General features: G+C 50.9%; 21 protein-coding genes. All 21 read right to left on the bottom strand.

The features are described 5' to 3' along the window. Positions 1-32: 32 nt before the first annotated feature. The 21 genes from sigE to bshC all read right to left on the bottom strand — a co-directional run bounded on the left by sigE (position 33) and on the right by bshC (position 24,983). Entirely contained in the window at positions 33-755 is a 723-nt protein-coding gene (sigE, locus tag KQJ23_RS21820) for an RNA polymerase sporulation sigma factor SigE (protein WP_044479271.1), read from the bottom strand. After that, positions 746-1,723 (bottom strand): sigma-E processing peptidase SpoIIGA, encoded by a 978-nt coding sequence (gene spoIIGA, locus KQJ23_RS21825; RefSeq protein WP_216481025.1) that lies wholly within the window; start codon positions 1,721-1,723, stop codon positions 746-748. The genes sigE and spoIIGA overlap by 10 nt, the downstream gene beginning before the upstream one ends. 236 nt (positions 1,724-1,959) lie before the next feature. Further along, the gene (locus KQJ23_RS24045) at positions 1,960-2,082 is read right to left on the bottom strand and encodes a hypothetical protein (protein WP_283571223.1); all 123 of its coding nucleotides are present in this window, start codon (positions 2,080-2,082) and stop codon (positions 1,960-1,962) included. A 115-nt stretch (positions 2,083-2,197) separates the two neighbouring features. Beyond that, positions 2,198-3,325, bottom strand: a complete 1,128-nt coding sequence (ftsZ, locus tag KQJ23_RS21830) for a cell division protein FtsZ (protein WP_216481026.1) — start codon at positions 3,323-3,325, stop codon at positions 2,198-2,200. A 66-nt stretch (positions 3,326-3,391) separates the two neighbouring features. Then, on the bottom strand, positions 3,392-4,639 hold the full coding sequence (gene ftsA, locus KQJ23_RS21835; RefSeq protein ID WP_216481027.1) for a cell division protein FtsA: 1,248 nt from the start codon (positions 4,637-4,639) through the stop codon (positions 3,392-3,394). Positions 4,640-4,826: 187 nt separating this feature from the next. Next, positions 4,827-5,597: a cell division protein FtsQ/DivIB gene (locus KQJ23_RS21840; RefSeq protein ID WP_216481028.1), complete on the bottom strand. Its 771-nt coding sequence runs from the start codon at positions 5,595-5,597 to the stop codon at positions 4,827-4,829. Between the two features lie 68 nt (positions 5,598-5,665). After that, positions 5,666-6,943 (bottom strand): UDP-N-acetylglucosamine 1-carboxyvinyltransferase, encoded by a 1,278-nt coding sequence (gene murA / locus KQJ23_RS21845; RefSeq protein ID WP_216481029.1) that lies wholly within the window; start codon positions 6,941-6,943, stop codon positions 5,666-5,668. 16 nt (positions 6,944-6,959) lie between these two features. After that, a complete protein-coding gene (gene murB / locus KQJ23_RS21850) occupies positions 6,960-7,865 on the bottom strand; it encodes a UDP-N-acetylmuramate dehydrogenase (RefSeq protein WP_216481030.1) in 906 nt (301 codons plus the stop codon). 142 nt (positions 7,866-8,007) lie between these two features. Continuing rightward, positions 8,008-9,126: an undecaprenyldiphospho-muramoylpentapeptide beta-N-acetylglucosaminyltransferase gene (gene murG / locus KQJ23_RS21855; protein WP_216481031.1), complete on the bottom strand. Its 1,119-nt coding sequence runs from the start codon at positions 9,124-9,126 to the stop codon at positions 8,008-8,010. Positions 9,127-9,130: 4 nt separating this feature from the next. Further along, positions 9,131-10,228, bottom strand: a complete 1,098-nt coding sequence (gene spoVE, locus KQJ23_RS21860) for a stage V sporulation protein E (RefSeq protein ID WP_216481032.1) — start codon at positions 10,226-10,228, stop codon at positions 9,131-9,133. A gap of 49 nt (positions 10,229-10,277) precedes the next feature. Then, a complete protein-coding gene (gene murD / locus KQJ23_RS21865; protein WP_216481033.1) occupies positions 10,278-11,702 on the bottom strand; it encodes a UDP-N-acetylmuramoyl-L-alanine--D-glutamate ligase in 1,425 nt (474 codons plus the stop codon). Between the two features lie 2 nt (positions 11,703-11,704). Beyond that, entirely contained in the window at positions 11,705-12,670 is a 966-nt protein-coding gene (gene mraY / locus KQJ23_RS21870; protein WP_216481034.1) for a phospho-N-acetylmuramoyl-pentapeptide-transferase, read from the bottom strand. Positions 12,671-12,692: 22 nt separating this feature from the next. Continuing rightward, positions 12,693-14,099 (bottom strand): UDP-N-acetylmuramoyl-tripeptide--D-alanyl-D-alanine ligase, encoded by a 1,407-nt coding sequence (locus KQJ23_RS21875; RefSeq protein WP_346779442.1) that lies wholly within the window; start codon positions 14,097-14,099, stop codon positions 12,693-12,695. Further along, positions 14,099-15,589: a UDP-N-acetylmuramoyl-L-alanyl-D-glutamate--2,6-diaminopimelate ligase gene (locus KQJ23_RS21880; protein WP_216481036.1), complete on the bottom strand. Its 1,491-nt coding sequence runs from the start codon at positions 15,587-15,589 to the stop codon at positions 14,099-14,101. Before KQJ23_RS21880 ends, KQJ23_RS21875 begins: the two co-directional genes overlap by 1 nt. Positions 15,590-15,662: 73 nt before the next feature. Beyond that, positions 15,663-17,627 (bottom strand): stage V sporulation protein D, encoded by a 1,965-nt coding sequence (locus KQJ23_RS21885; protein ID WP_216481037.1) that lies wholly within the window; start codon positions 17,625-17,627, stop codon positions 15,663-15,665. A 68-nt stretch (positions 17,628-17,695) separates the two neighbouring features. Next, positions 17,696-19,828, bottom strand: a complete 2,133-nt coding sequence (locus KQJ23_RS21890; RefSeq protein ID WP_249529988.1) for a penicillin-binding transpeptidase domain-containing protein — start codon at positions 19,826-19,828, stop codon at positions 17,696-17,698. Positions 19,829-19,922: 94 nt separating this feature from the next. Further along, positions 19,923-20,345 carry a hypothetical protein gene (locus tag KQJ23_RS21895; protein ID WP_216481039.1) on the bottom strand — a complete coding sequence of 141 codons (423 nt, stop codon included), beginning with the start codon at positions 20,343-20,345 and terminating at the stop codon, positions 19,923-19,925. A gap of 1 nt (position 20,346) precedes the next feature. Next, entirely contained in the window at positions 20,347-21,321 is a 975-nt protein-coding gene (gene rsmH, locus KQJ23_RS21900; protein ID WP_216481040.1) for a 16S rRNA (cytosine(1402)-N(4))-methyltransferase RsmH, read from the bottom strand. Positions 21,322-21,399: 78 nt separating this feature from the next. Then, positions 21,400-21,837, bottom strand: coding sequence for a division/cell wall cluster transcriptional repressor MraZ (mraZ, locus tag KQJ23_RS21905; RefSeq protein WP_216481041.1), 438 nt, complete (start codon positions 21,835-21,837; stop codon positions 21,400-21,402). Between the two features lie 228 nt (positions 21,838-22,065). After that, on the bottom strand, positions 22,066-23,334 hold the full coding sequence (locus tag KQJ23_RS21910) for an adenosylhomocysteinase (protein WP_216481042.1): 1,269 nt from the start codon (positions 23,332-23,334) through the stop codon (positions 22,066-22,068). A gap of 11 nt (positions 23,335-23,345) precedes the next feature. Further along, positions 23,346-24,983: a bacillithiol biosynthesis cysteine-adding enzyme BshC gene (bshC, locus tag KQJ23_RS21915; RefSeq protein ID WP_216481043.1), complete on the bottom strand. Its 1,638-nt coding sequence runs from the start codon at positions 24,981-24,983 to the stop codon at positions 23,346-23,348. Positions 24,984-25,051 lie beyond the last annotated feature (68 nt).

The following is a 25,051-nucleotide window of genomic DNA, read 5'->3' on the forward strand; positions in this document are numbered from 1 at the left end:
TCCTGAAATTCTGTCGAAGCCTGCTTCGTCATCTACACCATTTTGTTAAATTCCTTGCGCAGCCGCTTAATAATCCGCTTCTCAAGACGAGAAATATAGGACTGGGAAATTCCCAGCAAATCAGCTACATCCTTCTGTGTCTTCTCATCCCCATCCACAAGACCGAACCTCAGCTCCATGATGAGCCGTTCCCTCTCGCTCAGCTTATCAAGTGCTTTGTGCAGCAGCTTACGGTCCACCTGTTCCTCGATATTACGGTAAATCGTATCATTTTCAGTCCCCAACACATCGGACAACAGCAGCTCATTCCCATCCCAGTCGATATTGAGCGGCTCGTCAAAAGAAACCTCGGTGCGGATTTTACTGTTCCGACGCAAGTACATGAGAATTTCGTTCTCAATACAGCGGGAAGCATAGGTTGCCAGCTTGATTTTTTTCTCCGGATCAAATGTATTAACCGCCTTGATCAGACCGATGGTTCCGATGGACACCAGGTCCTCAATATTAATGCCCGTATTCTCAAATTTTCTGGCTATGTAGACAACCAGGCGCAGATTCCGCTCTATGAGCATCGCCCGGATGGCGGTATCTCCTGAAGGCAAGCGTTGCAGCAAATACTCTTCTTCTTCACGTGTGAGCGGCGGCGGAAGAGCCTCGCTTCCCCCGATATAATAGATTTCATCGCTCTTGAGTCCGAAAAGAAACAACAGTCTGTAATATTGCAGTTGCAGCATCAGCTTCCATTTTACACGCATGATCTTGTATCCTCCCCTATTCCAATCCCAGCCTGCTGTTCATGTTCTTCCATCAGTGCGGGATGAATGATTGCCCTGTAGCTTCCTTCCGAGGACAGCGTTCCCCCATCCAGTCCCACAAGTACTCTAGTTGTCACATAGCTCTTGTTCTCCATTGTCACCGTCACCTTATCGGGTTTCAGGGCCAGCATAAATTGAGAGCCTCTGTTCACACCCCGGTAAGGGATTAATCTCAGCCGATCCCGCCATGGGAAAGCTTCGTCCTCAGTCCATTGAAGAATAAGGTTGTCCGCAGACAATCCGCCATTCTGCGCCGTCTGACCAAAGCTTTGCGGCATATAGGGCTGCCATAGCGACATCTCAGTGACCATAACCGGCAAGCGGCTCAGCGGATCCTGGAGCTGATTTCCCGTGTCAATTAACCCTGTACATGCGATTTTGATCTGTCCAAGCTCAATCAGAACCTCCGCATAGTAAGAGGATAGATTCTCCTGCCTGCGGCGCCCGGCCACTACCATCCTGAACCAGAGCAGCACCAGGGTAAAGACGACGAGGGTAAACAGCGTCCCAATCTCCAGCGAGAAGCCCATGCCTCCGGTTGCGGTGTACCAAATTCCATTCCAGAGCTCGCCTGAACTCTGCAACAAATAGTAAATGCCCAGAATACCTCCTGCCGCGACAAAATTAACAATATAGAAGGCACCAAGATTGCGGATGTAGTTCTGAAGACTAACAAATCCGAAGGCAATCCACAGCATCACTACAGAAAATAAAAACTTCACCAAAAACGTGAACAAAAAGGATAATGCGGGCATAAACATCATTACAACATAGGATGCGCCAACCCCCGCCGAAAGCAGCAGCCTCCAAATGACGACCTTTCGCTTTCTGAACCATGCGGTAAGCAGCAGCAAGCAGCCATCAATGGCGAAATTCATTAAAAAGATCAGATCAAGATAAACGACCAAGCTCTATCACCCGCTCTGAATCTGCCTGCTTCTGAATCTAGTGATGCTGACCTTTGTGCAGATGGTTATCAGTATAAAGAGTTCGATATGTAAAGTCTGTCTAAAATTGAAGACAGGAACACACTAGTTTTGTCGATTGCAGGAAATGTAACAATTGAACTAGCTATTGGAACGTGCAGAGCAGCCGTGTGAAATGATCCTACGATCGCTGTTGTTCGCGGATTTCACAGAAAGCCTTACTTGCTGAAGATCAACTCGTTGGAGACAAAGCGTACTCGCCCTGCAATGATGGACTTGCGAGGATAAGGGGCAAGCCAGCAGAATGCATCAGCAACAGCGGTCGTAACGATAGCTTCCACTCGCAGCGCCCCTCACGAGCATCCGCACATCTCCAATCGAAAAAGAGGACCATCCCGCAGATCCAAGATCCTTTGGGACAGCCCTCTTAGGGGAAGACGATATTTAGATGATTAACTATTCGTTATTCTTGCGGTTACGAAGAAACGTTGGAATGTCCAATTGATCGCTGCTTGCCTGATTTCCAAACGGACGCAACGTGGACGACGTACTGCGGGAATCAGCTGACTCAGCAGCAGCAGTGCCTGTGCCTGCACTCGTAGCCGGTTTGCGGTTAGGCAGCGAGCTTGCTTTATGCTCGAAGCCGGTAGCGATAACGGTCACCTTGATTTCTTCCTTCATATTCTCGTCAATGATCGCACCGAAGATCATGTTCACTTCCGGATCGGAAGCGGAGATGACGATCTCAGCAGCTTCATTCACTTCATACAACGACAGATTCGCTCCGCCTGTAATATTCATAATTACGCCACGGGCTCCTTCGATCGAAGTTTCCAGCAACGGACTCATGATTGCTTTACGAGCCGCTTCAGCAGCACGGTTCTCGCCGGTAGCAAGACCGATGCCCATGAGCGCTGATCCGCGCTCCGTCATAATCGTCTTCACGTCAGCAAAGTCGAGGTTGATCAGACCCGGTACAGCAATCAGGTCAGAAATACCTTGAACCGCCTGGCGCAAGACATTATCAGCTTCCCGGAATGCTTCCAGCATTGGAGTCTTCTTGTCAACAATCTCCAACAACCGGTCGTTCGGGATGACGATTAGCGTATCAACCTTTTCTTTCAACGCCTCGATTCCCAATTCGGCTTGCGAGGAACGCTTGCGTCCTTCAAAGGTAAACGGACGAGTCACGACCCCAACGGTTAAAGCGCCGCATTCTCTGGCGATCTCTGCAATGACAGGAGCTGCACCGGTTCCTGTACCCCCGCCCATGCCTGCCGTTACAAATACCATGTCCGCTCCCTTGAGCGTATTGGCAATCAAATCGCGGGATTCTTCAGCCGCCTTCTTGCCGACCTCGGGATTCGCTCCCGCGCCTAGTCCGCGGGTCAACTTGTCACCGATTTGAAGCTTATGCTCCGATTTAGCCAAATGCAGTGCCTGAGCATCCGTATTCACTGTGATGAATTCCACGCCCTGAACACCGTTCTCAATCATCCGGTTGACGGCATTGCTTCCGCCGCCGCCGACACCGATGACTTTTATTTGAGCCAAACTTTCCATTTCAAAATCAAATTCCAACATACTCTCCCATCTCCCCCTCATTGTGCCTGGATGGCTCGTTCCTCGTGCTGATTCAAATAAGTTTGACTATATGAATTCGCTAAATAATTTCTTAAGACGCTCCATGACGCCCGGTTTACTGGCGGTTTCCTGATTCGCTGCCGGCTTCGGCCGGTTCGCAGATTTCTTCGCTCCCGTATTACGGACACGGATATTCTTGATAACCTTATACAAAATCCCCACACCGCTTGTAAATCCAGGATCACGAACACCGATGTAATCCGGTACAGCGATTCTTACGGATGCAGCCAGTTCCTCCTGCGCAATCTTCAGCAGCCCAGGCATGGACACGGTACCTCCCGTAAGAATATACCCTCCTGGCAGCTCGCTGTAACCAAGTCGCTTCACTTCTTGTCCAATCAATTGAAAAATCTCTTGAACGCGCGGCTCGGCAATAGCTGCCAAATCCTCTTGGGTAAACTCCTTATCAACATTGCTGCCGATACGAGTTACTTTAAAAGTGACATCCGAAGCAGCATCGGCGATCGAAGCGCAGCCGTATTTCAGCTTCACCTTCTCCGCCTGATCTGTCAAGGTACGAAGCCCGTACGCGATGTCGTTCGTTATAAATTCCCCCCCGATCGGAAGCGTGGATGTCGCTAGAATGGCCCCGTTCTCAAATGCTGCAATCGTCGTAGAGCCGGCCCCGATATCCACCAGGATGGCACCCATGCTCTTCTCGTCCTTAGACAAGGCAAGCTGTCCAGAACCCAGCGATAGAAGCACCAGATCGCGAACTTTCAGTCCCGACTTCTCCACACAGCGAAGCAGATTATGTATGGCCGTCTTGGCACCAGTCACGATGGTGGCTTCCACCTCCAACCGAACTCCGATCATTCCCCGCGGATCCTGAATTCCTTCTAATCCGTCAACGATATACTGCTTGGCGACTACATCAATAATTTCACGTTCTGGTGGAAGTGCAATAACCTCCGCCGCCTTCAGAACGCGCTCAATATCCTCTTCACCGATTTCCCGGTCCTGATTCTGTACGGCTACAACTCCGTGGCTCGTTTGGAGTCCGATATGATTTCCCGATATACCGACGTATACTTCAGATATTTGAATACCCACCATACGCTCAGCATGGTCCACAGCACTGCGGATGGACTGGACTGTCTGGTCAATATCTACAATCGCACCTTTGCGAATTCCTTCCGAGTCGGCAGATCCAACCCCAATAATATTAAAGGTTCCATTACTAATTTCACCGATAATAGCACGAACTTTGGATGTACCGATGTCCAAACTAACAATGATGTCATTGTTGCTCAAGCCCTGGCACCTCCTATTTCCCATTAAAAATTATGATAATGCTGAAAACGTACACTCTACTTATTCAACGCGGATGATTCTTTCCCTCTTTTTTCTACATTTTTTTTAGTTCCAAATTTTACTTGAAGGAGCATAAAAAAAACGCAGGCAGGAAACTAGCCCATAAAATGTATTTTATCATTGTTTGTCAGTCATGAGTAGTATCATTTTCATCCCCGTTCTCTACTTCCATCGCATCGAAGGGAACATAGGTGTCCGCCTCCAAAAGTGTGAGTAAGCCCGGGTCTTGGGAATCCATGATCATTCCCATGTATTCCGCTTTATCTTGCAGGACAGATATGGAAGAAATCACCTCAAAGCCTGAACGTGTATACATCTTGATACGATCCGGATATGAGACCGTTGGCGATGGTATGATCTCGGAAATATCCAATAGTAGGGCATCAGGAATATTCGCGAGCTTCATGCAAAGCTTTGACAAGTACGGATCCTTATCATCCCACCCCGTCAGAATCGGCTTGTCCATCAAGGTTGAACCGTTCGTCTGCGATACCTTCGTCCCATTGGCCAGAAGACCATTCACCTCGCCGGCATCCGTGAATTCATAGGCAACAACCGGGTGCTCCTTCACCAAGATATGGAGCTTGCCAGGGAAAGACTTGTCCACGGTCACCGTCTCGATGGAAGGCACCTCAGCTAATCTCCCTTCTATTTTCCCGTTGCTTGTCCCAAAATAGGGATCGCCCATCTGCACGCCTGCAATCTCCAGAAGTTCCTCATTGGAGTGATACGTATTGCCTTCAAACGTAATCTCCGAGATTTTACTGAGCGAAGAACGGAAAAATAAAACGCAGAGCAGCACCAGAACCAATAAAAACAAAATCACAGCTACTTTGCGGCCGCCCTTTTTCTTGGGAGGAATCGGATTCTTCAATACAGGCACATTCGCTTTATGCATATCTATTCTCCGTCAAATGCTAGATTTGCCCTGGTTCCCCTCCGGGGAGGGGTCCCTCAGGCATGAGCTTAAGCCAGATCCAGCTTCATAGCCGGCGTCTGTCGATGCATCTTACCGCCTAGCCGTTGAAACATCAACTCGATCCGATCATATCCGCGATCGATATGGTGAATCTGTTCCACCACGGTCTTCCCTTGCGCAGCCAAGCCCGCAATGACAAGAGCGGCTCCGGCACGTAAATCCGTGGCCTCCACCGTGGCTCCGTACAATCTGGGAACACCTCGAATGAATGCCGTATTCAAATCTACTGAGATATCTGCGCCCATGCGGACAAGCTCGTCAACATGCTTGAATCTTCCTTCGAACACGGTCTCCTTCATCAGGGTCATTCCTTCGGCTAACGAGAGCAGAACCATGACTTGCGACTGGAGGTCGGTAGGAAAGGACGGATAGGGGGAAGTAACGATCCGGTCAACTGCCTTGGGCCTCCCACTACTGCTTACGGTAATTATATCATCGCAGATCCCGATTTGAACACCGGCACGGCGCAGGACATGGATCAGGGAGGTTAGATGTACAGGATTGGCATTTGTGAGCCGAACTGTTCCCCGGGTAGCAGCCGCAGCAATCATTACCGTTCCCGCGACAATACGGTCAGGAATAATCTCATACTCGCAAGGAGTAAGCTTGTCGACTCCCCGAATGGTTATCGTGTCCGTGCCCGCGCCTATGATGCTGGCTCCGAGTTCATTCAGGAAACGCTGCAGATCCTGAATTTCCGGCTCCCTCGCCGCATTTGTAATTACGGTTGTCCCTTCAGCCGTTGCAGCAGCCATCATAATGTTCTCGGTGGCACCCACACTCGGGAAGTCCAGATGAATATCGCAGCCCTTCAGTCTGGAAGCTCTGCACCAAAGCTGATTGTCCTGCTCTTCAATCACGGCACCCAGTGCAGACAGCCCTTTCAGGTGCAGATCGATCTTGCGCTCTCCAATGGCACAACCACCCGGCTGATAGATACATACCTCACCGAATCTGGCCAGAAGCGGGCCCATCAAAAAAATAGAGGAACGCATCAGCTTCATCAACTGCTCCGGAACATGACTTGAGTCAGCCCCTGACGTGTCCACGGTCACAAGATCATCTCGCTGCATCGCTAAACAGCCTAATGCATTCAAAATCTCAAGCATCACTTCAATATCCAGCAGACGGGGAACATTGCGCAGCTGAATCTTGCCTTCCGTCAACAAGGTAGCCGCCAGAATCGGCAGGGCAGCATTTTTCGCTCCATGGATACGTATGGATCCTGATAGGGGTTGCCCGCCTTCAATCACCAATTTGTCCAATGTATCACCTCCGAGTTTAACGTTCGCCCACGAAGAATACCTCCGGTACCAATGCAATGTCGTATTCAGACAAGATGGTGGCCTTAATGATCTCCATGAGCTCAAGAACGTTCTCTGCTGTTGCTTGCCCGGTATTGACGATGAAATTGGCGTGCAGCGTAGAAACCTCGGCTCCACCTACGCTTCGCCCCTTCAAGCCGGCGGATTCGATCAGCCTTGCGGCATAGTCGCCCGGAGGATTGCGGAATACGCTCCCTGCGCAAGGCTGCTGCAGCGGCTGGGTCTTTCTGCGGCGGTCTTTGTAGGTGGCCATGGCAGCCGCGATCTCAAGTCGGTCGCCTTCGCTCAGCACGAAACGGGCTTCTGCAACAATGCCGCGTTGGTCATGCAGGAGGGAGTGACGATAGCTGAAATCCATGTCTTCGCTTGTGTAAGTAACCAATTCACCTGTCTCCAAAACAATATCAGCAGATTTGAATATACGTGACACATCGGACCCATGTGCGCCGGCATTCATGTACACAGCTCCGCCTACCGTTCCGGGAACACCCGCAGCGAATTCCAGACCGGTCAGGCCTTGCTTGCCTGCCATTACGCTCAGTCTGACAAAGGAGGCTGCTCCCCCGGCTGTAACCGCGCTGCCGTCGAACCGGATATCCTCGAACGCTTTGCCCAGACGAATGACAACGCCGCGGATTCCTTTGTCCGATACAAGCATGTTGGAGCCCTTGCCAATTGTCATCCAGGGAATTTGTTCTTCCCGAAGCTGGCGGATCAGAGAGAGAAGTTGAGCTTTCGTGTCAGGTACGATCATCGCATCTGCTGGTCCGCCAATCTTCCAGGTCGTATACTTGGACATCGGCTCGTTCGGCAAGATTGCACCGACCTCTTGTTCTGATAGTTTAGAAATCCACTGCTGCATCGCAAATCCCTCCTGTTGATGTTACCGGTACAGCGCCGGCGCTATAAATCCATGCAAGCGTCAGGGTGTCACGAATTATACGGTATCTTATGCCCAGGGGCACAGGAGTGTGACACCAGCCCAGATCGCTTGAAGGACAGACTTATTTATGCTTGCTAGTACTTGCCAGTCGTTGTAGTTCGGCAACCAGCAGCTGGGCAGAATCAGGCTTGCCCAGCCCCTTCGAAGCTGCAGACATCCCCGCATGATGCTCGGGGCTCTGCATAATATCCTGAATCGACCGGAACAATCCCTGTCCGCTGAGCTCCGGCTCCAGAATAACACTCGCAGCACCGGCTTTTTCCAGCATTCTCGCATTTTTCTCTTGATGGTTATTGGTAACGTTCGGAGACGGGATCAGGATCGAAGGCAATCCTAATGAAGTGATCTCCGCCAAAAAGGACGCTCCTGCCCGGTTCACGATCAGAGAGGTGGCTGCAAGCACCTCCGGCATATTATGGACGTAAGGCAACACCTTCAGATTGCCGGGCAGCTGTCCCAGCTTGCCGGCAATTGCTTCACGGGTCGAATCGTAATAGCTGTCTCCGGTGACATAAACAAAAGAAAGATGGCCCAGCTTCGGCAGCTCCGAAGCCATTTCGACCATCGCCTCATTAATTGCCTTGGCTCCGCGGCTGCCGCCGACCACAAGAATGATCTTGCTGCCATCAGGTAAACCCAGGCTTTCAAAGCCCATCCGCTTATCCGCAGCATGTACAACGGTTGCCCGTGGATTTCCTGTATAAATGACCCGTCTGGCCCCAGAGAAAGCAGACTCCGAGCCTTCGAAGCTTACTGCGATGGTAGAGACGTATTTGCTAAGAAACTTGTTGGTTAATCCGGGAACCGCATTCTGTTCATGAATGACAGTTGGAATGCCCAGCTTGGCTGCCGCATACACAACCGGTCCACAGACATACCCGCCTGTTCCGACCACAACATCGGGCTTGAATTCCTTAAGCATCTGCTTGGAACTGCGCACACCTTTCAAGAAACGCATCACGGTCTTGACATTGTCCACCGACAGCTTCCGCCGGAACCCGGTAATATCGATTGCCCGGAAGGGCAATCCCGATTTGGGAACGATAGAGCTTTCAAGCCCCCGTTGTCCACCTATATATAGAAATTCTGAAGCGGAATCCTCCGCTGCGCATTGGGCGGCTACGGCAAGAGCGGGATAAATATGCCCCCCCGTGCCTCCGCCGCTAAGAACGACGCGCATAATCTCACCTCGCATAACGGGATAAATTAAGTAAAATGCCGAGTGCAGTCAGCATCAGGGTCAGGGAAGACCCCCCATAGCTGATAAGCGGCAGCGTAATTCCGGTGACAGGCATCAGACCGATGACGACGCCTATGTTGATAACAACCTGAACCCCCACCATACCAACGATCCCTACCGCAAGCAAGCTGCCGAACATATCTTCGACCGTCATAGCGACCCTCATGCCTCTCCATATTAATATCAAGAAGAGCATCAGGACAAGCAGACCGCCGATAAAGCCCAGTTCTTCAGCCAAAATCGAGAAGATAAAATCCGTCTGCGGCTCCGGCACATAGCTGTATTTCTGCCGGCTCATGCCTAGCCCCAATCCAGCCAATCCTCCTGGACCAATCGCATAGAGCGATTGAATGATCTGGTAACCTGCCCCGAGCGGGTCGGACCAAGGATCAAGGAACGCTGTAATTCGCTGCAGCCGGTAAGGAGCCGCCAAGATAAGCCCGACAAAACCGGCAGCCCCCACCGCAGCAAGCCCTGCCAGATGCCGAATCTTTGCGCCCGCTGTAAAGACGATCAACAGAGCAGCGCCAAGCATCACGGTCCCGGTGCCGAGATCGGGCTGAAGCATGATCAGGCCGAAGGCAAGTCCGATGACGCCCAGCGGGGGCAGTAGCCCCCTCGTAAAATGAATGATTCTGTAATCTTCTTTACTTAGCCAATAGGATAGAAACAGAATCATGCCCAGCTTCATGAACTCCGAAGGCTGGATGCCAAAGGAGCTGATTCCTAACCAGCTTCGGGCTCCTCCCCGGACAACTCCAATTCCCGGAATCAGCACGATCACCAGCAGAGCAAAGCATACGAGGAGCAAAGGCTTGGCATATTTTTTCAGTACCCGATAATCCAGATTCATCGTAAAGAACATCGCAATCAAGCCTAGCACTGCAAACAATAACTGACGCTTGACAAAGTAGAATGAATCGCCGTAATCATGGAACGCGAGCACCGAGCCCGCACTATACACCATTATAATCCCTATTGTCAGTAAACCGAGTATGCTGGCCAGTAACCAGAAATCCGGTGCCGAGCGGCCCTTGACCATCGTGGATGCCACCTTTTCACATGAAGTAGGGGCTTTTCCACCCCCCTACTTAAAGGGTATGCACCGCCTCTTTAAAAATGCGTCCACGCTCTTCATAGGAAGAGAACATGTCCCAGCTGGCACAGGCAGGCGAGAGCAGCACGATATCTCCCTTTTCAGCCAGTCCAGCGGCCTGTTGAAGCGCAGTACGAAGCGTGTTGGCGGCACTCTCATCATTATCGACCAACACTACTTTTGCTAGACCGGCCAGACTCGCGACATGACCTATTTTCTCTTTGGTCTGTCCCAGTGCTATGACAGCCTTCACCTTGTTTTGCAAGGCAGGGAGCAGCTCCATATAATCAGATCCGCGGTCAAGTCCTCCGGCGATTAGGACAATCGGCTCGGACAGCGCATTTAACGCCGTCACCGTAGCCTTCGAATTGGTCGCCTTCGAATTGTTATAGTAAGTGATACCATACTTATTGGCTACGAACTCCAATCGATGCTCTACGCCTCGGAATGTGCGAAGCGGTTCAATCAGAGCATCCGGCTCCGCCCCTGCCGCTACAGAGGCAGCAATTGCCGCCAAGGCATTCCCTATGTTGAATCTTCCCGGCAGCATAAGCTCGCTCACATCAATGATGGAATGCTCCATGCCATCCTTATCCCGGTAGATGATAGATCTGCTCAGCCCGTCATCTCCTTCAGACATATAGGAGGGGCGTACGAATACTCCAGGAACCGCAAGCTCCTCTGTGAGCGAGAATGGAAGGAGCCGAGCCTTCAGATACGGAACCAGCTGCCGGCAGACCGGATCATCCCAATTGATGACTGCTGTATCCTCCGCCCTCTGATTCGCAAACAGCTTGGACTTCGAGCTGATGTAATCCTCCATCGTTCCGTGATAGTCGAGATGCGTCTCTGCCACATTCAGCAGCACGGCAATTGCAGGCCGAAATGCTTGAGTTCCTTTTAGCTGGAAGCTGCTAAGCTCAACAACCAAACAATCGTCGGGCTTGGCAGACTCAGCAGCTGCGCAAAGCGGCGTGCCGATATTTCCGGCTACGATGGGCTTCATTCCTGCTGCAGCCAGCATTTCTCCGATCCAGGTGGTCGTTGTCGTCTTTCCGTTGGAGCCGGTAATTCCGATGATGGGAGCCGCAGTCAAATGGCAGGCGACCTCAACCTCGGTTACGACCTCGATTCCGAGCTCAAGCGCGCGAACCACTGGAGGCGCACTGTACGGAATCCCCGGATTTTTTACCAGCAGCTTCACCTCAGGATGAATCAAGCCGTCTGGATGTCCGCCGCATACAACAGAAATGCCCAAAGCTTCCAGTTCGGATGCTTCGGGACTCTCTTCTCTTGCCTTTTTATCATTCACTGTAACAATTGCCCCATATTGATGCAGGGTCTTTGCGACCTGTACGCCGCTCTTCGCTAAACCGAGGACGACAACCTGCCGCCCGCGGTAATCCTCTGGATGATTCATTCCTACAACCCCTTGTTCAAGTAAAGTCCAATGCAGGCCAGTACGAGTCCGACCGCCCAGAAGGTAACTACGACCCGCCATTCTGACCAACCCGATAATTCAAAATGGTGATGGATCGGGCTCATTTTAAATACCCGTTTGCCTCGGGTCTTGAAGGAAATGACCTGAATCACGACCGAGAGCATTTCTATGACAAAGACGCCGCCAATGACCAGAAAGAGCAGTTCGCTCTTCGTCACGATCGCAATCGCTCCGATTGCTCCGCCGATCCCCAGCGAGCCCGTATCGCCCATAAACACTTTTGCCGGATGCGCATTGAACACTAGAAAGCCGAGCACGGCTCCGATCATCGCTGCGGCGCACACTGCTGCAGGTAATGAGGTAGCCTGCATCGCAATAACAGCATAAGCCCCAAGCGCAATGGCACTTACGCCTGACAGCAAGCCATCCAGCCCGTCGGTAAAGTTAACCGCATTGCTGATTGCCAGCAGCATCACAACAATAAACGGATAATAGAACCAGGGACCCCAGTCAAAAGAAAACCCGGTTCCCGGAATGCCAATGGCCGTGCTGTGACCCTCGGACAGCAGCAACACGCAGAGTATCCCCGAAAACAACAGCTGGCCGAACAGCTTCTGGCGAGCCGTCAAGCCGAGTGAACGCTTGAATACAATCTTGATATAATCATCCAGAAAGCCGACCAGGCCAAACCCCAGGGTAGCAATCAGGAGGACGTAAAAATCCGTATTTACAACTGAAAATTTCAGAAATGCCAGGGTAAACGCCAAAATAATGACGATCCCGCCCATTGTAGGCGTTCCTGCCTTCTTCTGATGACTTTGCGGACCTTCTCCGCGGATTTGCTGGCCAAATTTGAGCCTCCGAAGGAGCGGGATCAGCAAAGGGGCTGAGATGACCGCTAAGATAAACGATACACCGATTGTTAGCAACATAAGTCCAAAATCCATGGGATCAACCCCCTTTCACCTGTTATTGAGGAAGAGTGCTTCCTTTGAGCGCATCGACGACTTCCTCAAGCTTCATCCCCCGTGAAGCCTTGACCAGCACTACATCATTTCCATGCAGCACCGAGATCAAGCTCTCAATAAGCTCACTTTTATCATGATATGCAAAAATAGTGTCATGTTTCATCGTTTCCGCAGCGCCCTCTGCGATTTTATCGGAAAGCTTGCCGTATGTAAACAGCAAATCCACTTTATCAGGTTGGAGACAGCGTCCAACTTGCAGATGGTACTCCCTTTCCTCGGGGCCAAGCTCCAGCATATCGCCAAGCACGGCTATCTTTCTCCGGTAGCCCTGCTTCTTCTCCAGCACGCCAATGGCAGCCTTCACCGAGGTGGGGCTTGCATTATAAGCATCATTTAAAATGGTAATTCCGCTAGACCCGATAACCGTCTCGATCCGCATCCCGGTAAATTCTGCTTGCTTCAATCCTTCAGCAATCTCTTGCTCAGCCACACCGTAATGACGTGCAATGGAAATGGCGCCTAGCGCATTGACTACATTATGCTCGCCCGGCAGGTACAGTTCGAACACTTGCTCCTTCGGAGCAGGATCCTGACTGGAGGTAAAGGCCGTCTTGCTCTCCGAATACTGAATCATGGTGGGATGGACGTCATTCTCGTCCTTTAAGCCGAAGGTCAAGGTCTTTAACTCCTCCGGTTTCAGGGTGTCTGTCTCCCCCAGTACCTCATGCAGGAGCGGCTCATCGCCGTTAAAGACCAGTAGCCCGCCAGGTTTCAAACCTGACAGGATTTCCAGCTTGGCGCGCGCAATTTCTTTTCTGGACCCTAACTGAAGCAAATGAGATTCGCCGATATTGGTAATCAGCGCAGTCTCCGGCTTAGCCAGATTGGAGAGCAGCTCGATTTCGTGTCTTCCGCTCATTCCCATCTCCAGCACCGCAATTTCCGTCGATTCAGGCATCGACAACAGCGTCAAGGGAAGACCGATGTGGTTATTGAAATTGCCGCTTGTCTTATGCACTTTAAAGGTGCTAGCCAGTAGAGCATAGACCAAATCCTTGGTCGTCGTCTTCCCGTTACTGCCGGTAATGCCGATGACCCGGGCTCCGCATTGGTTCAAATAGCTCTTGGCCAGCTGCTGCAAGGCAAGGAGCGTGTCTTCCACCAGCACTGCCGGACCGGGAGCTTCTCCTTTGTCTCTTGCCCACAATACGGCAGCAGCACCCGCAGCAAGACAATCAGCGGCGAATTCATGTCCGTCGAACCGTTCGCCGGCAAGCGGAACAAACAGGCAGCCGGGCCGGATTTTCCGGGAGTCCGTCACAATGCCTTGGATTCTGATCCTCTCGGCAGACGGATTTGTAACAGCTCCGCCGCACATCGCTGCAATCTGAGATAACGTCCGGATAATCACTTGTCCATACCCCTTATCGCTTCTTTCGCTACCAGCCGATCGTCAAAATCATGAACCTCTTTACCGACGATCTGATAGGTTTCATGGCCCTTACCCGCAATTAAGACAACATCGGAGGGTCCTGCCATCTCAACCGCTTTTATAATCGCTTCCCGGCGGTCCGCGATCAATTCATAGCGGTCAGGCGGTACTTGATCCTCCTTCAGTCCCTGCTCGATATCTTGCAGGATCAGCAGCGGATCTTCCGTCCGCGGATTGTCGGAGGTGACCATCACATGTCCGGATAATCGGGCTGCAATTTTCCCCATGATCGGACGTTTCGTCCGGTCGCGGTCTCCGCCGCAGCCAAATACGGTAATTACCTTTCCTTCCGCAAATTCATTGACCGTGTTCAGAACGTTCTCCAAGCCATCCGGTGTATGCGCATAATCAACGATAACCGCAAAGGGCTGGCCTGCATCGACGGCTTCAACCCGGCCTTCTACGCCCTCAACCGCCTCCAGGCTGCGCTTGATCTCAGCTAATGGAATATCCTCGAGAAGGGTAGCGGAGATCGCTGCCAATGCGTTGTACACATTGAATTTACCGACCATCCGAAGTTGGATATCGCAGCTCCCGCGGAAGGTGTCCACATGGAATGACGTACCCTTAGCCGTAATCTTGATCTGTGAGGCGCGAATATCCGCAGCTTGCTCCACACCGTAAGTAATCGTCTCAACCGCCGTTAGCTTGGCAAAATAAGCTGAAGCCGGATCATCCGCATTCAATACGGCATAACTCCGCTCTCCTGCTTCGCCGCCCAGCGTATTGCCGAGCCTGGCGAAGAACAGCCCTTTAGCTCCTCTGTATTCTTCCATCGATTTATGATAGTCCAGATGGTCCTGGGTAAGGTTGGTGAATACGGCCGTACGGAACCTCGTCCCTTTAACCCGGCCCTGATCCAGCGCGTGGGAAGAAACCTCCATCACACAATAAGCGGTATCCGCATCCTTCATTTCACGCAAATATTGCTGTAAATCAAGAGATTCCGGGGTCGTGCCTGACATAGCAAAGGTCTGGCCGCCAAACCGGCGCTGAATCGTTCCGATCAGGCCTGTATTCTGGCCCTGATCCTGAAGAATGCGTTCAATCAGATAAGTCGTCGTCGTCTTGCCGTTCGTCCCGGTTACCCCGATTACCTTCATGCCAGAGCTAGGGTGATTGAAAAATACATTCCCGAACACCGACATCGCCAATCGGCTGTCCTTCACCTTCAATTGCGGCAAGGAGCAGTCCTCCAGCCAGCGCTGAACTACCAGTGCAGCCGCACCTGCCTCCTTAGCCTTACCGGCATAATCATGCCCGTCTACCGTATGGCCGGGCAAGCAGATGAACAGGTCGCCTTGCATAACCTTGCGGGAATCAATCGCAATCCCGTTCAGTTTTGTATTTTCATTGCCTCTGATCTCAGAAGCCACCATATAAGTCATTAAATCTTTTAGCAGCATACATACCCCTCCGTCTGTTACTTCGAATCGCCACTACATATATTATCACCAAAAATCATGAAGTTCAGGAATTTTATTCACTTTCCATGTCGTCATGATGATGCATGCTCTCGGCATCCGCTTCAGTCCCCATATAAATCCTTATCGTAGAGCCTTTCTCTACCCGGGTTCCGGCCTTCGGAGCCTGATTGATTACAATCGTTCCCGCTCCCGATCTTGCCAGATTAAAGTTCATATTCATATTCTCATAGATTTCCTGCGTGGAGTGTCCGATCAGGTCCGGCACCGTAACAATCGGGATTTCCCCGTATTTATACTTTTTCGTCACTTGCTCCTCCCGTGGAGGAATCTCCATATATTCCAAAGCATCCTTCAAAATATTGCGTACGATCGGAGCTGCTACGACGCCCCCAAACTGGATGCCTTGCGGATTGTCTACAGCGGTGTATACCACGATCTGCGGATCATCCGCCGGTGCAAAGCCGATGAAGGATACGATATGTTCATTTTGCGAGTAGCGTCCATTAATAACCTTCTGCGCCGTCCCGGTTTTGCCGCCGACTCGATAGCCATCGATAAAGGCATTGCCGCCGGTACCATTGGCAACCACGCTCTCTAGCGCTTCGCGCACCTGACGGGAGGTCTCCTCGGAAATGACCTGTCTCACGAGTTGAGGCTCATTCTCTGACACGACTTCTCCGGTCTCCGGATTCGTCCAAGACTTTGCGACAAAGGGCTGATACAGATTGCCTCCGTTAATAGCCGCAGATACGGCTGTAATCTGCTGGATCGGTGTCACAGACACCCCCTGTCCGAAGGAGGTCGTCGCCAGTTCCACCGGCCCGACATTGGCCAGCTTGAACAGAATCCCGTTCTCCTCGCCCCCCAGGTCAATTCCGGTCTTCGTTCCGAATCCGAAGTCCTTGATATACTGGAACAGCGTCTCCTTGCCCAATCGCTGCCCAAGGGCCACAAACCCCGGGTTGCATGAGTTCTCGACGACCTGCAGGAAGGTCTGGCTGCCATGCCCGCCCCGCTTCCAGCAACGCAGGGTGGCTCCGCCTACCTTAGCATAGCCCGGATCGAAGAACTGCTCATGAAGCAAATCCACCTTCTTCTCCTCGAGCGCTGCCGCCAGTGTAATAATCTTGAAGGTGGAACCCGGCTCATAGGTCATCCAGATGGGCAGGTTCCGGTTATAGACTTCGGCATCCACCTCTTGATAAGAAGCGGGGTCATATCCAGGCCTTGCCGCCATGGCAAGAATTTCGCCGGTCTTCGGATTCATGGCAATTGACAGTGCTGAATTTGCCTGCAAACGCTCCATAGCCTGATCCAGCTCGCGCTCTACAATACTTTGGATCGATTTATCGATGGTCAGGGTCAGATTTAGCCCGTCCTTTGGCTCATTGTACTTCTCAGAGGATCCCGGCATCAGCCGGCCACCAGCATCCGACAGGTAGGAGACACTTCCGTTCTTCCCGCTAAGCTCGCTGTCATACTTGCTCTCGACACCTGTCAAGCCTTGATTGTATCCTCCCGTAAATCCGAGAATATGAGCCGCCAATCCACCGTAGGGATAATATCTTTTATTGTCCTCAGCAACAACAATACCCGGAAGAGCCAAATCACGAATTTGCTGCGCTTTATCCATCGTAATTTTGCGTCCGCCGGGTTGCAGCCTGACTATAGATTGTTTCTTAGACACCGCTTGGAGCACATCACTCTCGTTCATGCCAAGCAGCGGCGCCAGCAGCTTCGCCGTCTTTTCTTTCTCCTTGACCTGAACGGGAATGGCCATGACTGTTGGCGTTGTTATGTTGTATGCCAGCACTTCCCCATTGCGGTCGCTGATCTCGCCGCGCTTAGCCGAATAAGGGATATTTCTTCTCCACGAATCCTCCGCCTTGGCAGACAACTCTTCTCCTTCGCCAAGCTGCACATAAGCAAGCCGGATGACTAAGGCTGCAAATAATACGCACAACAGCATCAATAATATGAACAGTCTTCGTCTGACCGTCACTTTCGAAATCCTCATTGTTCTAGCCCCCTGTTCCTTCCAGACTCATCACAAGGATATTCAGGACAAACAGGGGATAGAACAAGCTATGGAGAATCAGAAGCGGTGTCCTCACCTTCTTCCTCTACAGGATCAGGGTCAGGGCTGTTCGGCGGGTTCAGGACAAGATGAACGATTCTCTTGCCGTCAATCTCCTTTACCTCTTGAGATACAACGTAGCCCTCGCCTTCGGTTGTTACAGCAATCCCCATCACGGAGAGAAGCTCCAGCGCTTCGCGCAAGGATTGGCCGGTAAGCGTAGGTATGCTGAGTTGCTGCTGATCTTCAGTCAGAAGATACATCGGTTGCCCTTGCTTGAGTGCAGTTCCGGCTTTCGGGAATTGGGAGACCAAGGATTGACCATGGCCTAGTGTAGCATAAGAAATCCCTTTACCCTTCAAGGTATCCTTCGCATTTTGCAGGGACATCCCCGACAGATCAGGCGTCTTGATACTGCTGGACTGCGTTTTCTGACTTTCCGCTCCCGTATTCCGAGCCTTGTCCTTTGGCACGCCCAGATACTGAAGCGTCTGGCTTGCGATCTTCTGGAATACCGGAGCAGCCGCAGCCCCGCCGCCAAGCTCGGAATTCTTCGGCTCATCAATTAGAACTATAATGGCGACCTTTGGATCATCCACCGGCGCATAACCGATAAATGAAACTACTTGCTTGGTGTAGTCATATACACCTTTAACGACCTTTACCGCCGTCCCGGTCTTCCCGGCTACACGGTAACCGTCAATATAAGCGTGCCGACCGGTTCCAATCTTCTGGTCCGATACCACCTGCTCCAGGTAGCTTCCGACTTCCTCCGCTTTTTCCGAAGTGAGCACTTGCCGGACTTCCTTGACTGAGGTTTTCACCGTTTCACCGGTCTGCGGATCATTGATCGATTTGACGATGTGGGGCTCCAGCAGCTTCCCCCCGTTTGCTACGGCTGAAATAGCTGCCAATTGTTGCAGCGGTGTTACCAGCAATTGTCCGTGTCCATAGGCCATCGCCGCAAAGTCGGCCTGCTGTACCGGCGTTACTTGACCCTTCGCTTCTCCAGGCAGCTCGATTCCCGTCTTACTGCCGAATCCAAAATTATCAACATATTGCTTCAACAGCTCCGGACCAAGCATCTCGTAGCCCAGCTTGACAAAGGCGACGTTACTCGAACGCTTAACCCCTTCCAGGTAGCTGATTTCTCCCCATCCGGCACGCTTCAGGTCATGGATGGTCTGGCCTGGAACACGAATGCTGCCTGATTTATAAGTGGCATCCGGATTGAACAGCCCTTCCTGGACAGCCCCCGCCAAAGTAACGATTTTGAAGGTGGATCCGGGTTCATAGACTGATTTGATCGCATGATTGTAGAAATTCTTCTGTTCTACATCCTCCCAGTACGAGTTGGGATTATAATCAGGAAGGTTGGCCATCGCAAGGATCTCCATCGTATTCGGATCAGCTACAATAGCCGTCATACTAATCGGCTGCAGATCGGCAAAGGCCTCTTCCATCGCTTCCTGAACATAATACTGAATCGTATGGTCGATGGTCAGCTGGATGTTCTTCCCGTCCTTCTCCGGCGTATAGATTTCACTGGCCTTCGGAATTTCAATTCCCCGCCCGTCCCTCTTGTACTCTATAGAACCGTTCTGCCCTTTTAGCTCCTCGTCAAAATAAGCTTCCAGTCCGGAGACAGCCTCCCCTTCCCGGCTCAAATAGCCAAGCACATGTGACGCCAGATTATTCTCTGGATAATAGCGCTTCTGTTCCTTGATCAGATAGATCCCAGAGTCCTCGAGCTTATGTTCTTCCTTCAGTTGCTCGCTGAATGCATCAACCTGATCGCGAAGCTCCTGATCGATCTTCCAGCCTTCATTGCGCACCTCGCGCTGGGAATAATATTCGCCATCCTTCTTCGTGGCCGACACAAGCTGCTCCAATTCGGCCTTGTCCTTGCCAAGCAGCTCGTGAAGTCCATCCACTACGTCATCCTGAATGCCGAACTGCTGGATGAGCTTGGGATTGATGGCTACCGTATAAGCCGGGGCATCCACGGCAAGCACATTCCCGTTGCGGTCCGTTATCGTTCCCCGTGAAGCAGGCAGGATCTTCTTCGTAGACCATTGCTGTTCCGCATGCTCCTGCCAGAAGTCAGCCTGAACCACTTGCAGCATAAATACTCTTATCATGATTAAAGCAAAAAAGAGGGTAATACATCCCCCTATCAGCAGTGTGCGAAGCCGTATTCTTTTAAGCATCATAACAACCCCTTTGGAATCAGAATTATTTACGGGCTGTCGTCATATCATCCGAAGTACCGCCTGCATCCGTAGTAGCCGGCACTTCAATCTGGAACATATCCATATCCGGCTTCACATAGCCAAGCTTGGCAGCCTCGGAAGGGATGGACTCCTCAAGTCGTTCCTTTTGAACGGTTAGCTCTTTCACTTCCAGTGTCATGGTCTGAATTTCCGAATTCAGATTGTATAGCTGCCGCTTGATATTGTACAAATTCGAATTTTGCCACAGCAAACCAGCCATGACCGCCACACAAAAAACAACCGTCATGATATAGAGAAGCTTCTCGCGAACGGGCAGCGTAGTACGACGGGTGACGACCTTGGTAGTCTCACGATAACGCGGAGATTGATAACTGCGCTCGGCAGTACGTTCCTGAACCGCCAAGTTTCCTCTTGTATAAGCCATGTTATTTATCCTCCGCTCTCGTCTCAAGTTTTTCTGCAACACGCAGCTTTGCCGAACGCGCTCTCGCATTCATGTCCAACTCTTCGGGCGAAGCCACGATTGGCTTCCGGTTAATCAGTTTCAATTGTCCCTGTCCCCCGCACACACACATCGGAAAATCAGGCGGACAAGTACACTTTTCAACATAACTCGCCAGGATTTGCTTACAGATCCGATCTTCAAGCGAATGGAAGGTGATCACCGAAACCCGGCCCCCTGGCGCCAAACAGCGGACTGCTGCATGCAGACCCTCTTCCAGTGCGCCAAGCTCATCGTTTACAGCGATTCTAAGCGCCTGAAAGCTTCTCTTTGCCGGATGTCCTCCGGTTCTTCTTGCTGCCGCCGGAATTCCTTGCTTGATCAACTCCACAAGCTGGCCGGTGGTCTCAATCGGGTTGCCCGCTCTTGATTCGCCAATAACAGAGGCGATCCTTCTAGCGAATTTCTCTTCCCCATATTGGAACAATATCCGAGAAATTTCGCGTTCCGGCCATTCATTAATAATCTCACGGGCCGTCAGTGCTGCGGATTGATCCATTCTCATGTCCAGCGGCGCATCCGCATTGTAGCTGAATCCGCGTTCGCCTTCATCGAATTGAGGAGAAGACACGCCGATATCGAACAAGAATCCGTCAACCTGGGGAACTCCGTTCACCTGCGGCACTCCGTCTACTTCTCTTAGCTTTTGTTCAATATATCTGAAATTGCTCTTCACGAGCGTCAGACGTTGATCATCGGGAGCCAGATTTCTTCTTGCATTATCCAGCGCCCAGTCGTCCTGATCAAACGCAATCAGTCTGCCGCCTTCTCCCAGCTGGGACAAAATGACCGAACTATGCCCGCCGCCTCCTAATGTACAATCGACATAAATGCCATCCGGCTTGATGCGCAGCCCTTCTGTTGCTTCTTTTTTAAGCACCGTGATGTGATGGAACAAGACTTACGCCTCCAGACGTTAAAAACTTATAATGTGCGTTCAAAAAGTCAACTTTTGGGCCAACATTCGAACTCGAACTTACAATTCAAAATTAAAATCCACCAGCTTCTCAGCGATCTCGTTAAAGGTATCCTCGGACTGTTGGAAATACTGTTGCCATGTCTCCAGACTCCAGATTTCAACCCGATTCGACACGCCGAGAACAACACAATCCTTCTCCAGCTTGGCGTACTGTCTGAGAGTTCCGGGTAAATTTACCCTTCCCTGTTTATCCCATCCGCATTCGGTCGCTCCAGAGAAAAAGAACCGGGTGAACGCACGCGCATCGGACTTCATTAATGGGAGTGTCTTGAGCTTCTGCTCCATCACTTCCCATTCTGCTTGCGGGTAGACGAACAAGCATTGATCCAAGCCGCGGGTGACTACGAAAGAGGTCCCGAGGAGATCACGAAACTTAGCCGGGATGATAATCCGGCCTTTCTCATCAATGCTATGTTGGAATTCCCCCATAAACATTGTTGCGTCTCACTCCTCACCCTAATTCCCCACTTTGCACCACTTTCCACCACTTGAATAGTAATTATTCGTCATGTGAGCGTAAATTCCTGCTAAAATTCAAACTTTTTTTTGAAGGAAATTTTATACAGGCTCTAAACACTACGCTTTTGAACCTCAAAAACAAAAAAAGAGCCGGAGGATTGTCACCCTCGGCTCCCTACTCATTCTAATGCTTCCAATACTAGCTTAGTGCTCCTGCCAGCTGTCCAGATAGCTGATCTGCTCGGAAGTCAGCGAGTCAATGTTCAGGCCCAGACTCTCCAGCTTGAAGCGCGCCACCTGCTCATCAAGCTCATACGGCACATTTACAACTGTTTTTCCGATTTGCTGGTATCTATCATTGACATATTTCAAGGACAAGGCTTGCAGCGCAAAGGTCATATCCATAATTTCTGCAGGATGTCCATCGCCTGCTGCCAGATTCACAAGACGTCCTTCAGCTAGAATGTAGACTTTACGACCGTCCTTCAGCTGATATTCTTCGATATTGCGGCGAACCGTACGAATGCTGCTCGAACGTTCCGCCAGCTCCGGTTTATTCACTTCCACATCGAAATGGCCGGCATTGGACAAGATGGCTCCATCCTTCATGACATCATAATGCTCACCGCGTATGACATCACGGTTCCCGGTTACGGTGACGAAGAAGTCGCCCAGCTTGGCTGCTTCCATCATCGGCATCACGTGGAATCCATCCATATAAGCTTCAACCGCTTTAATTGCATCCACCTCGGTTACGATCACATTGGCGCCAAGTCCTTTTGCTCGCATCGCAACCCCTTTACCGCACCAGCCATAGCCTACAACTACAACCGTTTTCCCTGCGACCACCAGGTTTGTTGTCCGGTTGATCCCGTCCCAGACCGATTGACCGGTACCATAACGGTTATCGAACAAATATTTGCAATAAGCGTCATTGACGGCAACCATTGGAAATTGCAGTTTGCCCTCCTTATCCATTGCCTTCAACCGCAAGATTCCCGTCGTCGTCTCCTCTGCGCCTCCGCGGATATTCTCCAGCAAATCCTGCCGTTCTGAATGAAGAATCGTTACAAGATCGCCGCCATCATCGATGATCAAGTCAGGCTTTGTCTCCAATGCACGGATGAGCAATTCCTTGTACTCGGCTGGCTCGGGATTGTACTTCGCAAATACCGTAATGCCATCCTCGACAAGGGCTGCACATACATCATCCTGCGTAGACAGCGGGTTGCTCCCTGTAATCGTGACCTCTGCCCCGCCGGCCTGTACCACTTTAGCCAAATATGCGGTTTTAGCCTCCAGATGCAAAGAAATCGTTACCTTCAACCCCTTGAAAGGCTGCTCGGCTTCAAATTGCTCGCGGATCCGTCCCAAGACAGGCATATGAGCCTCTACCCAATCAATCTTCAAGTGCCCTTCCGGGGCAAGCTTCATATCCGTAACAATACTATTCTTAACCGCTTCCTGACTCATCCTGACTCCTCCTACAAATAAAGTATCCGATGCGTTCCCGTTACATCATAAGGAATTCCTGCAAGCTCGTCAATCCAGTTCCAACCATAGCGATTTAAATAATAAAATGCATTATATACCCGTTCTTGCAATCTGCCGCTCGGAATGACGGATTGCTCGATACGTTCGAAATGTCTGATTCCGGAATCATTGCTCTTCGCCAAAGCATCGATAGCCTTATTGCGGAGATATTCGATTTGTTCAATAATTTTGTCCCGATTAGCTCCGCCCAGCTTGATCAAGCCTGCTTGCACTGTCCCCAGTTGCTCGATCAACGGATTGTACATGGCTTCAAAGGAAGACTTAATCTCCGCAAATCGCTCCTCCAGATGGAGATGATCCTGTTCCTTCAGCCAAGCCTCGCGCTTGTCCGCAAGCGAATCCTTATTATTTACATCGCTCCATCCAAGTCCGTATTTCTCCATATTTCTTTGAACTGCCCCGTCGATCATGGTGAAGGATTCCCGGGGAACTAATATTGGCATCTGGATGCCGAACGCCTGAAATGCTTTACCTGTCAATGCCCAATATGCAATCTCTCCTGCACCAAGTACCGTTCCTAGGACAGGCAGCACCGAGTCCTGCATTAACGGACGGGTCAATACATTGTTGCTAAACCGTTCGGGATGCGCATCAAGTTCAGCTAGCAATTCATCTGCCGAAAAAGAGCAACTCCCCTTCCTGTCGGTAAAGACACCATTCTGCTTGAAGAGCAGTTTCCGTTCCCCTTCATGAACATAGAACAAATTGGCCCCGCCTTCATGAACGTCTGCTTGAAGAGAGAATCCCCCGGCTGCAAGCTCTTTCCCGGCACGAAGGTAAGCTTGTTCCAACTCGTCGTTTTGCTTGATCATCCGTTCAAATATAGGAACCTCTAACTGCCGCAGACGCGCGTCAGCAGAATCCATTACAATCAGCCCAAATCGGCCAAATAACGTCCCGATCAGCTTAGCGAAGCATTCTGTTAAGGTGTGCGATTGAGAAGCAAGGGTACGATATACATCTAGCAGGCCCGATTTGAACTCGGTATTTTGCAGCAGCGTCTCCAATTCATCAGCAATTTGCTCCCAATCCTCTTGCAGCACCTTCACCTGACTGACAGGGGTTCGCTGCTCTGATCTTTTAGCGATCCGAATTCGTTTGATCTGCTGGTCAGCGGATAACAGATAAGTATGATCCACCTCATCCCAGTCATGATCCTCTCCTGCAATCCAGAAGACAGGAACAACAGGGTGGGAGAGGTTTTCCTGCGCTTCTTTTGCCGCTTTAATAATCGATAAAGCCTTATAAATTACAAATAACGGTCCCGTCAATAAACCGCTCTGCTGTCCCCCGACAATCACGGCCGTGCCTTCTTGCTCCAGCAGGTCAATGGATGCCATAACTGCTTCATGCGGATTATGTTCTCTATTAAAGCCCTTAAGTACTTGAGCTAGCTTGATACGGTTGAGGCGTTTATCATCGCTCTGTTTAAGCCATTCCATTCTTCTCGCCCATTCTTCGCGGCGGGTCAAATCATACTCATAGAAATGCTCAACCTTACTATAATTGTGTATCATTGCCTCTGCCAGCGGCTGTGATGAAGGCAACGGTTGCTGTTCGATATTCATGCGGTTCATTATCCTCCTGTAGTTACTAAACTATCTCTCAATATAGCACAAGTGCCGTAAAAGCGCGA

Origin of the sequence: Paenibacillus brevis, assembly GCF_018919145.1 — a bacterium.
Taxonomy (GTDB): domain Bacteria; phylum Bacillota; class Bacilli; order Paenibacillales; family Paenibacillaceae; genus Fontibacillus; species Fontibacillus brevis.

Coding starts and splice junctions, on each gene's coding strand:
- sigE (WP_044479271.1), bottom strand. CDS start 755: ATGCGTGTAAAATGGAAGCTGATGCTGCAACTGCAATATTACAGACTG.
- ftsZ (WP_216481026.1), bottom strand. CDS start 3,325: ATGTTGGAATTTGATTTTGAAATGGAAAGTTTGGCTCAAATAAAAGTC.
- KQJ23_RS21840 (WP_216481028.1), bottom strand. CDS start 5,597: ATGCATAAAGCGAATGTGCCTGTATTGAAGAATCCGATTCCTCCCAAG.
- murB (WP_216481030.1), bottom strand. CDS start 7,865: ATGCAGCAGTGGATTTCTAAACTATCAGAACAAGAGGTCGGTGCAATC.
- murG (WP_216481031.1), bottom strand. CDS start 9,126: ATGCGCGTCGTTCTTAGCGGCGGAGGCACGGGGGGGCATATTTATCCC.
- spoVE (WP_216481032.1), bottom strand. CDS start 10,228: ATGGTCAAGGGCCGCTCGGCACCGGATTTCTGGTTACTGGCCAGCATA.
- murD (WP_216481033.1), bottom strand. CDS start 11,702: ATGAATCATCCAGAGGATTACCGCGGGCGGCAGGTTGTCGTCCTCGGT.
- mraY (WP_216481034.1), bottom strand. CDS start 12,670: ATGGATTTTGGACTTATGTTGCTAACAATCGGTGTATCGTTTATCTTA.
- KQJ23_RS21880 (WP_216481036.1), bottom strand. CDS start 15,589: ATGCTGCTAAAAGATTTAATGACTTATATGGTGGCTTCTGAGATCAGA.
- KQJ23_RS21885 (WP_216481037.1), bottom strand. CDS start 17,627: ATGAGGATTTCGAAAGTGACGGTCAGACGAAGACTGTTCATATTATTG.
- KQJ23_RS21890 (WP_249529988.1), bottom strand. CDS start 19,828: ATGATAAGAGTATTTATGCTGCAAGTGGTTCAGGCTGACTTCTGGCAG.
- KQJ23_RS21895 (WP_216481039.1), bottom strand. CDS start 20,345: ATGGCTTATACAAGAGGAAACTTGGCGGTTCAGGAACGTACTGCCGAG.
- mraZ (WP_216481041.1), bottom strand. CDS start 21,837: ATGTTTATGGGGGAATTCCAACATAGCATTGATGAGAAAGGCCGGATT.
- KQJ23_RS21910 (WP_216481042.1), bottom strand. CDS start 23,334: ATGAGTCAGGAAGCGGTTAAGAATAGTATTGTTACGGATATGAAGCTT.
- bshC (WP_216481043.1), bottom strand. CDS start 24,983: ATGAATATCGAACAGCAACCGTTGCCTTCATCACAGCCGCTGGCAGAG.